Origin of the sequence: Streptomyces dysideae (assembly GCF_001514305.1) — a bacterium.
In the GTDB taxonomy this organism is placed as follows: Bacteria; Actinomycetota; Actinomycetes; order Streptomycetales; family Streptomycetaceae; genus Streptomyces; species Streptomyces dysideae.
In genome coordinates, this window is sequence record NZ_KQ949084.1 from 1 (window position 1) to 14,745 (window position 14,745).

The window sequence follows — 14,745 nt, forward strand, 5'->3', positions numbered from 1 at the left end:
AGGGGGGAGAGCGTCAACAACTCGGCGTTCACCCAGCCGATCATGTGGGCGACGGGGTACTGCGGATCCGCCGGCCACGGGAACGAGGCCGTGGCGTCGAGGTCCGGGTCGGTGAGGGCGTCCAGGGCCGTCAGCCAGTCCGTGCGCAGGGCGCGGAGCCAGGCGACGGTCGAGGGCCGTCGCCGGGCCAGGTGATGTCCGTGCGGTCCCGGGGCGGGCGGCCGTGCAGGTGGTCGGTGGCCACGCTCCACCACCAGCCGATGTGCCAGCTCACCCAGGCGATGGTCGGCACGGGAACGGGGTCGGGCTCCGTCTCCGCCCAGTCCGGCACCCAGGTGCCGTCGGCGGTCCGGTGGACCGTCCAGCTGTGGGGAGCCGGTTCCCACAGAAAGTCCTCCGGTTCGAGCCGGTCGAGGTGGTATTCGAACAGCGGCCAGGTGAGGTCGAACTGCCAGCGCAGAAGGTCACGTCGGGGAGTGGTCATCGGGTGCCCCTGGCACAACGGTTCAGCGTCGGGAAAAGGGTTTCTCCGCCGGAGGCAGCCAGAGTTCGCCGGGGTCGTTAGAGCTCGTAGTCCTGAGCCAGCTCCTCCCAAGCGACATCCCGCAGCGCCGCCTCCGCGTCGCATCCCGACGGCACTTCCGGCGTCGGCTGGAACCAGATGACGGTGAGGGCGGAGCGGTACAGGACCGGATCGTGGTCCCGGTCGCGTGCCGTGGAGTGGAAGGCGCCGACACAGGCCACCGGCGGCAGCACCTCGACCGGGCCGAACGCACCGGCGTACTGGTCGGGATACTCACGCGGTGGCGGCACGAGGTGCACCGGCGTGGCCGGGAAGGCGCGCTCGGCGGTGTGGAGGAGGCCCTTGATCTTCATGTCGTTGACCGGCTTGCAGGGGTAGCCCTCGAGCATTCCGCCGTACGTCGAGGAGATCCGCAGTTCGGAGAGGTCGATCGAACGGCCGGAGGACAGGACTACGCGGGTCAGGGACATGGTGGGCACCTTAGGGCGACCCGGCATCGGACTCCTCTGGTTTTACGGGTGGTTCGGCGGCCTCGGCTACTACGGCCGGTGGCCTGTCATGCGTGCCGCCGACGCGATCGTCGCGCGGGCCTCGCGTTCGGTCAGGCCGGTGTTGAGGGCGGCGTCGACGAGGGGGTCGACGAGGGCGGGGCCGATGCCGTTCTCGTAGGCGCGGCAGGCCGCCCAGAACAGGCGGGTGTTGCGCTGGCCCTCGTGCGCGGCGAGGACGAACTGGACCAGGCCCTGGCCGTGGTCGCCGGCCGACGGGGGCGTGGGGTGGTGGGTGCGGGGCGGCGGGAGCAGCAGGCGGAGCAGTGCGGGCGGGCAGACCGCGGGGGCGAGGTGTGCCGTGCCGGGCGCGGTGCTGTAGACGCCGTGGTCGGTGCGGGAGCCGGGGCCGACTAGGTAGCCGCCGGCGCCGCGGATGTCGATGCCGGGGGCCAGCCTGCCCGCGGAGTTGGGGACGACGACGTCCGGCGGGCCGCTCAGCCACAGGTGGCGGCCGCCGCTGGGGGTCAGGACGACCACCGTGGGCGGAATCGTGAACAGGTGTCGCAGGGCCAGTTCGCGCAGGGCGGCCGAGGAGTCCGTACCGGACTTGGTGTCGAGGTCGATGCCGATCAGGTGGTGCGGGGGCAGGCCGCAGGCGATGCCGTAGCCGGTCGCCCAGGGGGCCGCCGCGAAGAGTTCGCGGATGCGGGCCGGGGCGGTGGCGGCGTCGTAGACCCCGTGGCCGAAGCGGCCGCACTCGCCGTGGCAGGGGTCGGGGTCGGGGTTGTCGCGGTGTGGGGAGCGCAGGGCCGGGAGCTTCGTCCGGGACAGGGGGATGACGGCCAGTCCGCGTTCGGCGGCTGACAGGGCGTGTGCGAGGGCCAGCGTCGTGGCCTGCCGGTCGGTGGTGGCCATGCCTCCATGTTCGTACGTATGTTCGAAAAAGGGAAGGGGGTGTGACTGTGACCCGCCGGGTGACGCGCCGCTCGGGGAGATTGGCTGGAAATATGCCGGAACGCTTCGCCTCTTGTGGGGCTTGGGGGTGAGTTGCCGGTCCTGCCCCTGAGGTGGGGATGAAGGTGAGTAAAGGGGTTTATCCACTTTGCCTCACGCTTGGGGGCGAATCGAGGCTTTCAGGGTGGTTCGCCGGGGATTCGGTGGGCAACTCTGTTCTCGCGACGTCGTGCACCACACCGAGGCGGTCGGCCAACTGCCTGGGCAGAAGCCGTATTTCATGCACTTCTTGTGCGTCCGGCGAGGAAGCCGGTGCGTACCTTTTCTGGAGGAACAACATGGCAAGCATCCGTACCGCCCGCGTCATCGCCGCCGTCTCCGCCCTTCCGCTCGTGGTCGCGCTCTTCACCGGCGTCGCGGCGGCGGACAACGGCGCGATCGCGGACGACGGATCGACCGCGACCGCGACGAGTGCACTGGCGGGCATCGTCGGCAGCGGCGTCGGCGGTGACAACAACGGCAACTCGTCCACCACGCAGCAGCAGGCGGTCGGCGCCGGTGCCTCGAACCAGAGCGACACCGCCCAGGTCAACGGCTCTGCGTTCACGGCCATCAACCAGGGCAACGACAACACGTCCATCAACTTCACCCCGCTGTGGTGGTGAGCCGAGGGGGTCGGCGCCAGGTGCTCCGGCGCCGGCCCCCTCCCTCCTGTGTGGGTGTGCTCTGTGGGGTGTAACGCGCCTGCGCGGCGGTACTTCGGTACCGCCGCGCAGGCGTTTTCGCGTGCGCGGACACCGCCTTGACAGTGCATAAGATCTGACGGACAGTCAGAAAACTCTCGCGGAGATCGTGGGAACCGGACCGGCGGCTGCGGTGTACCAGAAGTGTCAGTGCGATGCGGCACGGGCCGACGAGGACGACGAGCACGAGGGGGCGGCTGTGACGGATGACCTGGGAAAGCTGCTGAAGGCCTACGAGGGGCGGCCGTCCGCCGTCTCCGGCGTGGGCAGGGATCCCGTCAACGCGCCCATGATCCGGCACTGGTGCGAGGCAATGGGTGACACCAACCCCGCGTATGCGGGCCCGGACGCCATCGCCCCGCCCGCCATGCTCCAGGCGTGGACCATGGGCGGCCTCTCCGGGCACGAGGGCCGCGCGCGGGCCTACGACGAGCTGCTCGGCCTGCTCGACGGCGCGGGCTACACCTCGGTGGTCGCCACCGACTGTGAGCAGGAGTATCTACGGCCCCTGCGGCCCGGCGACGAGATCACCTTCGACGCGGTGATCGAGTCGGTGTCGGAGAAGAAGACGACAAAGCTCGGGACCGGGTACTTCGTCACCACGCGGATGGACATCAGAGTCGGCGCCGACCTCGCCGGCACCCACCGCTTCCGCATCCTCAAATACGCTCCCGAACGTCGGCCGGACCAGCAGCAGCTGCCCTCGCGCCCCCGCCCGGTCGTCAACCGCGACAACGCCGGCTTCTGGGAGGGCGTCCGGCAGCGCAGACTGCTCATCCAGCGCTGCACAGGCTGCAGCACCCCGCGCCACCCCTGGCTGCCCGGCTGCAACGCCTGCGGCTGCCTCGACTGGGACACGGTCGAGGCGATCGGCGAGGGCACGGTCTATTCGTACGTCGTGATGCACCACCCCCCGTTCCCCGCCTTCGACCCTCCGTACGCGGTCGGACTGATCGAGCTCACGGAGGGCGTGCGGATCATCGGCAATGTCGTGGGGGTGCCGTACGACAAGGTGCGGATCGGGCTGCCGGTGCGGCTCGAATTCCAGGAGTACGACGAGGAGTTGGTGCTGCCGGTCTGGCGCGCCGAGGAGGAGGTCGTATGAGGGCCGGTGACGAACTGCCGCCGCTGGAGGTGCCGATCACCCGCACGCTGATCGTCGCCGGGGCCATCGCCTCACGCGACTACCAGGACGTGCACCACGACGCGGAGCTCGCCCGGCAGAAGGGCTCCCCCGACATCTTCATGAACATCCTGACGACGAACGGCCTGGTCGGTCGCTACATCACCGACCACTTCGGCCCGACAGCCGTCCTGCGCAGAGTGGCCATACGGCTCGGAGCGCCCAACTATCCAGGAGACACCATGGTGTTGACGGGCAAGGTGGAGGAGGTCGACGGCGATACGGCGACGGTCCGGATCGCGGGGGCGAACGGCATCGGCAGACATGTGACCGGCACCGTGACGGTCGCCGTCCCGGCGGGGGGTGCGGGATGAGCGTGCGTACCCGGGATGCCCTCGCCGGCCGCGCGGCGATCGTCGGCATCGGGGCCACGGAGTTCTCCAAGGACTCGGGGCGCAGCGAGCTGCGGCTGGCCGTGGAGGCGGTGCGGGCCGCGCTGGACGACGCGGGGCTGACGCCGGGGGACGTGGACGGGATGGTGACGTTCACGATGGACACCAGCCCGGAGATCACCGTGGCCCAGGCCTGTGGGATGGGCGAGCTGTCCTTCTTCTCCCGGGTGCACTACGGCGGCGGGGCGGCCTGCGCGACCGTCCAGCAGGCGACGCTCGCCGTGGCTACGGGGGTCGCGGAGGTGGTGGTCTGCTACCGCGCCTTCAACGAGCGGTCGGGCCGACGCTTCGGTTCGGGGGTGCAGCGCCGGGAGCCGTCGGCGGAGGGCGCGGCGCTCGGCTGGACCCTGCCGTTCGGACTGCTGACGCCCGCCTCGTGGGTGGCGATGACGGCCCAGCGGTATCTGCACACGTACGGGCTCACCCCGGAGGCCTTCGGGCAGGTGGCCGTCGTCGACCGGAAGTACGCGGCGACCAACCCGGCGGCGTACTTCCACGGCAGACCCATCACCCTCGCCGACCATGCCGCCTCGCGCTGGATCGTGGAGCCGCTGCGCCTGCTGGACTGCTGCCAGGAGACGGACGGCGGCCAGGCCCTGGTCGTCACCTCCGCCGAGCGCGCTCGCGACCTGCCCCACCCGCCGGCCGTCATAGCGGCGGCCGCCCAGGGCGCCGGCCGGGGGCAGGAGCAGATGACCGGCTTCTACCGGGACGACCTCGCCGGTCTGCCGGAGATGGGCGTGGTGGCCCGGCAGCTGTGGCGGACGGCGGGGCTGGGGCCGGGGGAGATGGACGTGGGGATCCTGTACGACCACTTCACACCGTTCGTGCTGATGCAGCTCGAGGAGTTCGGGTTCTGTGGGAAAGGGGAGGCGGCGGACTTCATGGCGGAGGAGCGGTTGCCGGTCAACACGCATGGCGGGCAGCTCGGGGAGGCGTATCTGCACGGGATGAACGGCATCGCGGAAGGGGTGAGACAGGTGCGGGGCACGTCCGTGAACCAGATACCGGGGGCGGGGCGGGTGCTGGTGACGGCGGGGACAGGGGTGCCGACATCGGGGCTGGTCCTTACTGCGGACGGGTGACCCCCAGGGGTAATCCCGCAGTAGAGGTCGCCCTCTCCTCCACCTCCAGGAGGTGGAGCCAGCCCCACCCCTACAACCTGAGGGGGACGGCGCTTCGGCACCTCCGGCCGATCCGCCGAAGTGGGGCCCGCTCATAGCGTGGAGCCATGACCACACCCGTCTGCACCAGCGCTTCCCACGCCGCCAGTTCAAGGGCGCAGACCCTGGCGTACCCGTCGTTCTCGTCGTACGTGAGGGCCCGCCAGCCGGTGCTGCTGCGTACCGCCCGGTCGCTGACCGCGAACCCGAGCGACGCGGAGGACCTGCTGCAGACCGCGCTCACCAAGACGTACGTCGCCTGGGAGCGGATCGAGGACCACCGTGCGCTCGACGGCTATGTGCGCCGGGCGCTGTTGAACACGCGGACGTCGCAGTGGCGCAAGCGCAAGGTCGACGAGTTCGCCTGCGACGAGCTGCCCGAGCCGGAGCCCGTGCTCGGCGGCGACGACCCTGCGGAGCAGCAGGCGCTGCACGATGCGATGTGGCGCGCGATCATGAAGCTGCCGGCGCGCCAGCGGGCGATGGTCGTCCTGCGGTACTACGAGGATCTCAGCGAGGTCCAGACGGCCGAGGTGCTCGGGGTGTCAGTGGGGACGGTCAAGTCGGCGGTGTCACGGGCGCTGGGCAAGCTGCGCGAGGACCCGGAGCTGGTACTGGCCCGGTAGCGGGCGGGCACTGGGCCCCGGGTGGCGGGCCCTCGACCGGCAACAGCCCCCGAAAAACTTGAACTTTCACGAAACTTCCTCCGTACCCTTCGGTAGAAGCTCCTTGGTGGCCTTGCCTCCGCTATACCGTTCGAGTGATCACAACGCCCCTCGGGGCATCTCTCTCTGCCACCCCCCATCTCGGAGTTTCGCCATGCCCAAGCACAAGTTCACCGCCCAGCACAAAGGCATCCTGGCCGCCATGGCCGGCGCCGTCGCCGTCGCCATCGGGGTCGGTCTGGTGGCCTCCGCCGGAGCAACCGAGCCGCGGAACTCCAAGGCTCCCGTGCGCAAGGTCGTCGTCAAGACGACGTTCTCCCCGGTGAGCGAGGCGGCCACGGCTCAGGCGGTGACCTACAACACCGCGCTGGTGCCGGAGGACGCCCGAGTCCAGGTGAAGGAGGAGCTGCGCCGCGACGGCGGGACGCGTATCGAGCTGCGCCTGCGGGACCTGATGGCGGACCGCGCATACGGGGCACACGTCCACACCAAGCCGTGCGGCGCGCTGCCCACCGACGCCGGGCCGCACTACCAGGATCAGCAGGACCCGACGAAGCCCTCGGTCGACCCCGCGTTCGCCAACCCGGACAACGAGGTGTGGCTGGACCTGGCCACCAACAAGGACGGCTCGGACCGGTCCATAGCCACCGTGGACTGGCGGTTCCGCGAGGGCGGGGCGCGTTCCGTGGTGCTGCACGAGATGGCCACTGCCACGCACGAGGGCCACGCCGGCACGGCCGGTGCGCGCCTCGCCTGCGTCAACGTGGCGTTCGAGTAGGAGCTCCGGGCCCGGAGGCACCCCCTCCGGGCCCCCGCCCGGCAGAGCGGCTGGGGATGCTCGTAGGGAACCTGAGCTGCGGTTTGTTCGTTCCTGGGCTGTCGTGGTGCTTAACGTCGGCTGATCGATCACCCAGGCTTAGTGACATACCGCCTGGTATGTGCGCAGAATCAGCGCAGTCATTACCGCCGCGTAGGCAATGTCGCCCCGGGAGGAACGCCGTGCTGAGCACGATGCAGGACGTACCGCTGCTGATCTCGAGAATCCTGACCCATGGGTCGACGATCCACGGCACATCGCAGGTGATCACCTGGACCGGTGAGGCGGACCCGCACCGCCGTTCCTTCGCCGAGGTCGGCGCCCGCGCGGCCCAGCTGGCCCACGCCCTGCGCGAGGACCTGGGGGTCGAGGGCGACGACCGGGTCGCGACCCTGATGTGGAACAACGCCGAGCATGTCGAGGCCTACTTCGCGATCCCCTCCATGGGCGCGATCCTGCACACCCTCAACCTCCGTCTCCCGCCCGAGCAGCTGGCGTGGATCGTCAACCACGCGGCCGACCGGGTCGTGATCGCCAACGGTTCGCTCCTCCCCCTGCTCGCCCCACTGCTCCCGCATCTCAAGACGGTCGAGCATGTGGTCGTGTCGGGGCCGGGCGACCGTTCCGCCCTCGCGGCCGCCTCCGTTCAGGTGCACGAGTACGAGGACCTGATCGCCGGCAAGCCGACCACGTACGACTGGCCGGAGCTGGACGAGCGCCAGGCCGCCGCCATGTGCTACACCTCCGGCACCACCGGCGACCCCAAGGGCGTGGTGTACAGCCACCGTTCGGTCTACCTGCACTCCATGCAGGTCAACATGGCGCAGTCGATGGGCCTGACCGACCAGGACACCTCGCTCGCCGTCGTCCCGCAGTTCCACGTCAACGCCTGGGGTCTGCCGCACGCCACCTTCATGACCGGCGTGAACATGCTGATGCCGGACCGCTTCCTGCAGCCCGCGCCCCTCGCCGAGATGATCGAGAGGGAGAAGCCGACGCACGCGGCCGCCGTGCCGACCATCTGGCAGGGCCTGCTCGCCGAGCTCACCGCCAGGCCGCGCGACGTCTCCTCCCTCACTCAGGTCACCATCGGCGGCTCGGCCTGCCCGCCCTCGCTCATGGAGGCGTTCGACAAGCTGGGCATGCGGGTCTGTCACGCCTGGGGCATGACGGAGACCTCCCCGCTCGGCACGATCGCCCGCCCGCCGGCCCATGTCGTCGGCACGGACGCGGAGTTCGCCTACCGCCTCACCCAGGGCCGCTTCCCGGCGAGCGTCGAGGCCCGGCTCACCGGCCCCGGCGGCGAGCGCCTCCCCTGGGACGGCGAGTCCGCCGGCGAGCTGGAGGTCCGCGGCCCCTGGATCGCGGGCGCCTACTACAACGGCCCCGACGGCGAACCGATGCGCCCCGCCGACAAGTTCAGCGAGGACGGCTGGCTGAAGACGGGAGACGTGGGGACGATCTCCCCCGACGGCTTCCTCACCCTCACCGACCGCGCCAAGGACGTCATCAAGTCCGGCGGCGAGTGGATCTCCTCGGTCGAGCTGGAGAACGCGCTGATGTCCCACCCGGACGTCGCCGAGGCCGCCGTCGTCGCCGTCCCCGACGACAAGTGGGGCGAGCGCCCGCTGGCCACCGTCGTTCTCAAGGAGGGCGCCACCACCGACTTCGAGATCCTGCGCGCCTTCCTCGCCGCCGAGGGGAAGATCGCCAAGTGGCAGCTCCCGGAGCGCTGGACAGTCATCGCGGCGGTGCCGAAGACGAGCGTCGGCAAGTTCGACAAGAAGGTGCTGCGCAGGCAGTACGCCGAGGGCGACCTGGACGTCACCCAGCTCTGAACCCGGCTCCGACGCACAGAGGCTGACGCCGGGCGGCTCCCCGTGTCCCACGGACGCTGCCCGGCGTACGCCGACGCCACCGCCGTACGAAAGCGGCCGTCCCCGTCGTACGAGGACGGCCGCCCACCGTCGTACGAACAAAGCCGTCACCGCCGTACGACGGTCGTCACACACCCGAGCGCCAGCCACACCCCAGCAACCCCGACCACGCCATCCCACCCCCACGCGCCGAACGCCACCCCCGCCAGCGCCGAGGCCAGGGCGCCGTCCGCGAAGCCGGCCACCACGTGGGCGGTTGGCGGTCGCGGGGGTGGATGTGGTGGTCAGGGCCAGGGTCTGGTTGGCGACGTGGGAGGCGACCAGGGCACGCGTGGATCGTGAGCGCGGCCGCGCACAGGGCTGCCAGGGCATGCCCGCCCAGCCAGAACAGCGGTACGGACACGGCGGCGAGCAGATACGCGGACCGTACGACCTTGGCGGCGCCGAAGCGGTCCACCACAGCCCGCCCGCGAGAGGCGCGACGACCGCGGCCGCGAGCCCGCACAGGCCGAACAGCCCGGCCGCGGCGGTGGACATGCCGTACGGCTCCCCCGTCAGCAGCAGCGCCAGCGAGGTCCAAAGGGCGCTCCAGGCGCCGTACATCCCGGCCTGCCGTACGCACGCGCGCCACAGGTCGGGTGAGCTGCGGACGACCGACGGCAGGGCCGCGAGGCCCGAGAAGAGGCGGCCTTCCCGGCGTCGCGCCTCCGTGGGCAGGACGCGCGAGGTCGCCAGTCCCAGTACGGCCGTCAGCGCGGCCGCGCCCACGAACACCACCCGCCAGCCGAAGGCCTGCCCGATCAGTCCGCCGGCCACGCGGGCGACGATGCCGGTGAACAGGCCGGCGATGGCGGTGGCGACGTGGCGGGCGCGGCGTTCGGCGGGGGCGCGTTCGGCGACGAGCGGGACGAGGAGCCGGGGGACGACGGTCGCCGCGGAGGCCAGAGGACGGCGGCGGCGAGGGGCGGCGGTCCCGGGGGCCGCGGCGCACGCCAGCAGCGCGGCCGTCGTGACCAGCGAGAGGACCGTGACCAGCCGGCGCCGGTTGACGCTGTCACCGAGCGAGGCGAAGAGGAGCAGACCGGCGGCGTAGCCGAACTGCGCGACCGAGGCGACCTTGGCCACGGCCGAGCGGGTCGAGCCGAAGTCGTGGGCGATGAGGGGGAGCAGCGGGGCGTCGTCAGCGACGCGATCCCGGCCCGTGACCTGCTCTTCCTGCTCATCGCGCTGGCCAACTGGGCCGACGTCGTCCCGCAGGTGAAGCGCACGTGGCGGGTGGCGAGGACACCGACCACGAGCGCCTGCGCGCCTCGGTCAGGGAGGCGGCGCGGCGGCTCGTCGCACGCTGAGCGCAGGAAGTGTGGGAGCCGACCGCCCGTAGTGGGGGCGGCCGCCCGTTGAACGATCCGGGACCGCTGTATGGTTCCGGCCCCGGACCGCCAGTTGGTTCCGACCCGGGACCGCCAGTTGGTTCCGACCCGGGACCGTCAGTTGACTCCGGTCCCGGACCGCTAATTCGTTCCGATCCGCGCCAGCAGGTCCACGATCCGCGCCTGCACCTCACCACTGGTGGACCGTTCCGCGAGGAACAGCACCGTCTCGCCCGACGCCAGCCGCGGCAGGTCGGCCTGGTCGACGGCGGCGGTGTAGACGACGAGCGGGGTGCGATTGAGCTGGCCGTTAGCGCGCAGCCAGTCGACGATCCCGGCCCGGCGCCGGTGCACCTGCAGCAGGTCCATCACCACGAGGTTCGGCCGGAACTGCCCGGCGAGCGTCACCGCGTCGGCGTCACTCGCGGCCCGCGCCACCTGCATCCCACGCCGCTCCAGCGTCGCGGTCAGCGCCAGCGCGATCTCCGCGTGCTCCTCGATCAGCAGGACACGCGGCGGATGCTGCTCGCTGTCCCGTGGCGCGAGCGCCTTCAGCAGAACGGCGGGATCGGCGCCGTACGCCGCCTCCCGCGAGGCCTGTCCGAGCCCCGCCGTCACCATCACCGGCACCGAGGCCGCGACGGCGGCCTGCCGCAGCGACTGCAGCGCGGTCCGCGTGATCGGCCCGGTCAGCGGATCGACGAACAGCGCGGCCGGGAAGGCGGCGATCTGCGCGTCGACCTCCTCCCGCGAGTGCACGATGACCGGCCGGTAGCCGCGATCGCTGAGCGCCTGCTGCGTGGTCACGTCCGGCGCGGGCCACACCAGCAGCCGCCGCGGGTTGTCCAGCGGCTCCGGCGGCAGCTCGTCGTCCATCGGCTGCGGGCGCGGGGTGTCGGCGATCTCGACGGCGCCGCCGGGACCGTCCAGCGGTTCGGGCCCCTCGGCGGCGTTCTCGTCCGGTGCGCCTATGGCGTACGACCGTCCGGCGCCCTCGGTCATCGGCGCCAGCCGCGACTGCCCGGCCAGCGACGGCTGAGGCTGCGACGGCTGGGGCTGGGGCTGCGGCGGCGCCGCGGGGGCGGGCTGCTCGGCGGGCGGATGCGGCCGGGCAGCCTGCTCCGCCCCCGAGCCCTGCCGGGTGGCCGGGTCGGGGGGCGTGCCCAGCTTGCGGCGACGCCCGCCACTCGTCTGATGCGGGGGAGGCGTGGCCGACGCCTGACCCGGATGCTGCACCTGCGCCGCCTGCCGCGTGAACGGCACCCCCTGCCCCAACGTCCGCACACTGATCGCCCGGCCCTGCGTCGAGTTCGGGTCGACGGGCACGGCCGCCTCAGCCGGGAGCGGCTGGGCAGCGCGCTGCTGGGCGGCCGCCGCGGCCTCGGCCGACAGCGGGGTGCCCGGGGCGGGCGTGCCCTGCCCGGGCTGCGGGGCCGGTGCGGGCTGGGGGGTGTTCGGATGCGGTGGTACGGGGGTGGCGGCGCCGTTCGGCGGTACGGCTGTCCCGGCGCCGGAGGTGTCGTTGGCCGCGGGCCACGGCCGCGGGGCCGGGGTGCCCTGCGCGGGGGTGCCCGGAGCGCCCGGGGCCGCGTCGGCGGGGAGCGGCTGCGGGGCGGGAGCCTGGGCGGGCAGGCCTGCCTGGGAGGCGCCCGTGGCCTGCGCCTGTGCCTGGCCCGTCTGCTGTGTGGGAACGGCCTGCGCGGGAACGGCCTGCGCCGGGACAATCTGTCCGGGAGCCGTCGGCACGGAAACCGGTTGCCCTTGGGAGGGCATTACGGCAACCGGTTGCCCGGGCACGGCCATCTGGATGCCCTGCTCCACGGTCCCCTGCGGGGGCACGCCTTGGGCGCCCGCGGCCTCCACCGGCGCGCCGCCCGGCACACCGGTCTCCCCGGCCGCCTCCTGCGCGGGCTGGCCCACGGCTCGTCGGCGTCGGCCGGTGGGTGCGCTCGTGGGATGCGGCTGCGGCGGGGTGTGGTCGTCGGCCTGGTCCGGCGGCACGGCATCGTGCCGGCCATCGTCGAAGGGGACGGCCTGAGCCGGAACGGGAACGGGAACGGGTGCCGGAGCCGCAGCGGGAGCGGGAGCAGACATCGGAGCCGGTGCGGGCGTCTGCGTCGGCCCGTCCGGGGCAGCCACGTCGGCGACGGGCTCGACCGTCCGGTCCGCGTCGGCAGGCGGCAGGGCGAACACCGTACGGGGCGCCGCCTCCTGAGCCGCGCTGCGCTCGTTCGCGGCGGCCAGCGCACGGCGGCGCCGCCCGGTCGGCTGCTGCGGGTTCTCGGCGGCCGAGGCGGCTGAGGTGGCAGAGGCGGCTGGGGCGGCCGTGGGCTGACCCGCCGCGGGCAGCGCGGGCGGCAGGGCGTGCTGCTCCCCGCCGTCGCGCCGGGCCCGCCGTCCACCGGGCGCGGGCACGCCCTGGGGCGGCACGGTCCCGCCGAGCCCCGTCCCGACGGCCGCGGTCCCGGCGGCATGCTCGGCGGCCGTCATGACGGCGCCCTCGGCGACGTCGTCCCCGCCACCGCCACCGCCACCGCCACCGCCACTGTCACCGCTGCCGAGTTCGGCCGGCCGTCCACGCCGCCGCCCGGTACCGCCCGACGCCTCACCGGCGTCGGCCTGCACGGGCTCCTGAGCGGGCGCGGCCGCACGCCTCCGGCGCCGCCCGGTGGGCGCGGCACCCTCGGCCTCGGAACCGCCGACAGCCGCGACCTCCGTACCCGGAACCTCACCCTCAAGGAAGGCGTCCACGGACGAGCGCCGGGCCCGCCGCCGCCCGCCACCGGCGCCGTCGGTCGCGTCGCCGGAGCCGGCCGCCTCCAGAGCGGCGGGAGCGGCCGGAGCGGCGGAAACGGCCCCCGCCCCACCCCCGATCGGCACTTCGAGGACGTACGCGCTGCCGCTCATCCCCGGCACTTCGTGCGTCTGCAGCACACCACCGTGGGCGCGTACGATCCCGCGCACGATCGGCTGGTGCACGGGGTCTCCCCCGGCGTACGGCCCGCGCACCTCGATCCGTACGCCCTCACCGCGCTGAGCTGCGGCGACGACCACGGTGTTGTCCATGTAACCGCCCGCGGACACGGGCGAGTTGCCGGTCGCGTCGACTCCCGCCACGTCGGCGATGAGATGCGCGAGCGCGGTCGACAGGCGCTGCGGGTCGACCTCGGCCTCGATGGGCGGCGCGTGCACGGCGAACTGGACCCGCCCCGGCCCGATGAGCTCGACGGCCCCCTCGACACCGGCGGCGACGACGGCGTCGAGCATCACCTTCGTACGCGAGACGGTTTCCGCCCCCGTGTCGAGGCGCTGATAGCCGAGGACGTTGTCGATGAGGGTCGTGATCCGCGAGTACCCGGCCGACAGGTGGTGCAGGACCTGGTTGGCCTCGGGCCACAGCTGCCCGGCGTCGTCGGCGGCGAGGGCCGACAGGTCACGCCGCAGCTCGTCGAGCGGCCCGCGCAGGGACTGCCCGAGCAGCGTGAGGAGCTGCTCGTGCCGCCCGGCGAGGGCCTCGAACCGGTCCTTCTCCCGTTCCCCGAGGGCCGCGTACCGCTCCTCACCGGCGGCGAGCTCCTCCTCGTGCCGCTCCTGGAGCTCCTCGACCTCGGTGACATGCTTCTGCCGCAGCGCGGTGAGTTCGGAGGCGTGCTCCTCGGAGAGCCGCTCCAGCTCCTCCTCGTGACGCTTGTCGGCGGTGGCCTTCTCCTCGGCGAGGCTGTCGTACGGCCGCCGGTCGGTGAAGGTCATCACGGCGCCGACGAGCTGGTCGCCGTCGCGCACGGGCGCGGTCGTCAGGTCGACCGGCAGCTTGTCGCCGTTCTTGGCGAACAGCACCTGCCCGCGCACCCGGTGCTTGCGCCCCGAGCGCAGGGTGTCGGCGAGCGGGGACTCCTCGTACGGGAAGGGCGTGCCGTCCGGACGGGAGTGCAGCACGAGGTCGTGCAGCTCGCGCCCGCCCAGGTCACTGGCCCGATACCCCAGTATCTGAGCGGCGGCCGGGTTGACGAGCACGATCCGCCCGTCGGTGTCGGTCCCGACCACACCCTCGGAGGCGGCCCGCAGGATCATCTCGGTCTGCCGCTGCGAACGGGCCAGCTCGGCCTCGGTGTCCACGGTGCCGGTCAGGTCCCGTACGACCAGCATCAGCAGCTCGTCGCTGCTGTAGCCGTAATTGTCGTAGGCCTGCTGACCGTTCTCGAGATTCGCGGACGTGACCTCGACCGGGAACTCGGTCCCGTCGGTCCGCCGGGCGATCATCCGGGTCGGCTTGGTCCGGCCCCGCGGGTCCATGTGATCGGGCCGCCGCATCGAACCCGGAATGAGCTTGGAGTCGAAATGCGGCAGCAGATCAAGAAGCCCCCGCCCCACCAGAGCGGTCCCCGGCGTCTCGAAGGCCTCCAGGGCGATGGTGTTGGCGTTGACGACGGTCCCGTTGGCGTTGACCAGTACCAACGCATCGGGAAGCGCGTCGAGTATGGCTGCGAGGCGAGCAGCGCCTCGGGATGGCCTGCTGCTCACGAGACGCTTCCTCCCTGTTACCGCACCTTCCGGACCGCTCGGGCCA

Annotated in this window: 10 protein-coding genes and 2 pseudogenes; 7 read left to right on the forward strand and 5 right to left on the reverse strand. The window is 72.4% G+C overall.

Going from position 1 to position 14,745, the window contains the following annotated elements:
• The 3 genes and pseudogenes from AQJ91_RS55650 to AQJ91_RS17575 form a co-directional block, all read right to left on the reverse strand.
• A pseudogene (locus AQJ91_RS55650) lies at positions 1 to 484 on the reverse strand (DinB family protein); the annotation flags it as partial.
• 77 nt (positions 485 to 561) lie between these two features.
• Positions 562 to 993 carry a hypothetical protein gene (locus AQJ91_RS17570; RefSeq protein WP_067022151.1) on the reverse strand — a complete coding sequence of 144 codons (432 nt, stop codon included), beginning with the start codon at positions 991 to 993 and terminating at the stop codon, positions 562 to 564.
• Between the two features lie 69 nt (positions 994 to 1,062).
• Entirely contained in the window at positions 1,063 to 1,929 is an 867-nt protein-coding gene (locus AQJ91_RS17575; protein ID WP_067022153.1) for a bifunctional DNA primase/polymerase, read from the reverse strand.
• Positions 1,930 to 2,306: 377 nt separating this feature from the next.
• On the opposite strand from AQJ91_RS17575, the gene AQJ91_RS17580 reads away from it, so the two are divergent.
• The 7 genes from AQJ91_RS17580 to AQJ91_RS17610 all read left to right on the forward strand — a co-directional run bounded on the left by AQJ91_RS17580 (position 2,307) and on the right by AQJ91_RS17610 (position 8,769).
• Positions 2,307 to 2,633 (forward strand): hypothetical protein, encoded by a 327-nt coding sequence (locus AQJ91_RS17580; protein WP_067022155.1) that lies wholly within the window; start codon positions 2,307 to 2,309, stop codon positions 2,631 to 2,633.
• Positions 2,634 to 2,910: 277 nt separating this feature from the next.
• The gene (locus tag AQJ91_RS17585) at positions 2,911 to 3,816 is read left to right on the forward strand and encodes a bifunctional MaoC family dehydratase N-terminal/OB-fold nucleic acid binding domain-containing protein (RefSeq protein WP_067022557.1); all 906 of its coding nucleotides are present in this window, start codon (positions 2,911 to 2,913) and stop codon (positions 3,814 to 3,816) included.
• Positions 3,813 to 4,208 carry a MaoC family dehydratase gene (locus tag AQJ91_RS17590; protein WP_067022157.1) on the forward strand — a complete coding sequence of 132 codons (396 nt, stop codon included), beginning with the start codon at positions 3,813 to 3,815 and terminating at the stop codon, positions 4,206 to 4,208. The genes AQJ91_RS17585 and AQJ91_RS17590 overlap by 4 nt, the downstream gene beginning before the upstream one ends.
• Entirely contained in the window at positions 4,205 to 5,371 is a 1,167-nt protein-coding gene (locus AQJ91_RS17595; RefSeq protein ID WP_067022159.1) for a lipid-transfer protein, read from the forward strand. The genes AQJ91_RS17590 and AQJ91_RS17595 overlap by 4 nt, the downstream gene beginning before the upstream one ends.
• Before the next feature lie 146 nt (positions 5,372 to 5,517).
• The gene (locus AQJ91_RS17600; RefSeq protein WP_067022161.1) at positions 5,518 to 6,075 is read left to right on the forward strand and encodes a SigE family RNA polymerase sigma factor; all 558 of its coding nucleotides are present in this window, start codon (positions 5,518 to 5,520) and stop codon (positions 6,073 to 6,075) included.
• Between the two features lie 193 nt (positions 6,076 to 6,268).
• Positions 6,269 to 6,892: a superoxide dismutase family protein gene (locus tag AQJ91_RS17605; protein ID WP_079085030.1), complete on the forward strand. Its 624-nt coding sequence runs from the start codon at positions 6,269 to 6,271 to the stop codon at positions 6,890 to 6,892.
• Between the two features lie 221 nt (positions 6,893 to 7,113).
• Positions 7,114 to 8,769 (forward strand): long-chain fatty acid--CoA ligase, encoded by a 1,656-nt coding sequence (locus tag AQJ91_RS17610; protein ID WP_407696868.1) that lies wholly within the window; start codon positions 7,114 to 7,116, stop codon positions 8,767 to 8,769.
• A gap of 146 nt (positions 8,770 to 8,915) precedes the next feature.
• On the opposite strand, the pseudogene AQJ91_RS17615 reads toward AQJ91_RS17610, so the two are convergent.
• Together AQJ91_RS17615 and AQJ91_RS17620 are read right to left on the reverse strand one after the other, a co-directional pair.
• Positions 8,916 to 9,978, reverse strand: a pseudogene (locus tag AQJ91_RS17615) (MFS transporter).
• Positions 9,979 to 10,319: 341 nt separating this feature from the next.
• On the reverse strand, positions 10,320 to 14,699 hold the full coding sequence (locus AQJ91_RS17620) for a hybrid sensor histidine kinase/response regulator (RefSeq protein ID WP_079085031.1): 4,380 nt from the start codon (positions 14,697 to 14,699) through the stop codon (positions 10,320 to 10,322).
• Positions 14,700 to 14,745: the final 46 nt, after the last annotated feature.

Coding starts and splice junctions, on each gene's coding strand:
- AQJ91_RS17570 (WP_067022151.1), bottom strand. CDS start 993: ATGTCCCTGACCCGCGTAGTCCTGTCCTCCGGCCGTTCGATCGACCTC.
- AQJ91_RS17575 (WP_067022153.1), bottom strand. CDS start 1,929: ATGGCCACCACCGACCGGCAGGCCACGACGCTGGCCCTCGCACACGCC.
- AQJ91_RS17580 (WP_067022155.1), top strand. CDS start 2,307: ATGGCAAGCATCCGTACCGCCCGCGTCATCGCCGCCGTCTCCGCCCTT.
- AQJ91_RS17590 (WP_067022157.1), top strand. CDS start 3,813: ATGAGGGCCGGTGACGAACTGCCGCCGCTGGAGGTGCCGATCACCCGC.
- AQJ91_RS17595 (WP_067022159.1), top strand. CDS start 4,205: ATGAGCGTGCGTACCCGGGATGCCCTCGCCGGCCGCGCGGCGATCGTC.
- AQJ91_RS17600 (WP_067022161.1), top strand. CDS start 5,518: ATGACCACACCCGTCTGCACCAGCGCTTCCCACGCCGCCAGTTCAAGG.
- AQJ91_RS17605 (WP_079085030.1), top strand. CDS start 6,269: ATGCCCAAGCACAAGTTCACCGCCCAGCACAAAGGCATCCTGGCCGCC.